We start from the raw sequence: 224 nt of genomic DNA, 5'->3' as shown, positions 1-224 counted from the left end.
TACAATCTGCTCTGGGGAGATCTGGTACAGATCCCGCTGCCGGGAGGCAGCAGCCTGGGGCTTTCGCTGCTGGTGATGATTCTGGTGCCGGCGGGCGTCTATTTTACGGTGCGTTCACTGAGGGAAGCCCTTTTCTGTTTTTTATATCCGGTGGCACTCTTCCGGAATACCGATATCCGCCAGCCGTACCTCGCCGCAGAATATCGCCGCTTCCGGTGCCGTGT

Annotated in this window: 1 pseudogene; it reads left to right on the top strand. The window is 58.0% G+C overall.

The window, feature by feature from the left end:
* Nucleotides 1-224, top strand: a pseudogene (locus H6B10_RS16680) (hypothetical protein); the annotation flags it as partial.

The organism is Gemmiger formicilis (assembly GCF_016901605.1).
In the GTDB taxonomy this organism is placed as follows: Bacteria; Bacillota; Clostridia; order Oscillospirales; family Ruminococcaceae; genus Gemmiger; species Gemmiger formicilis_B.
Note: the sequence above shows the minus strand (reverse complement) of the source record. Positions and strands in the feature narration are given on the sequence as shown.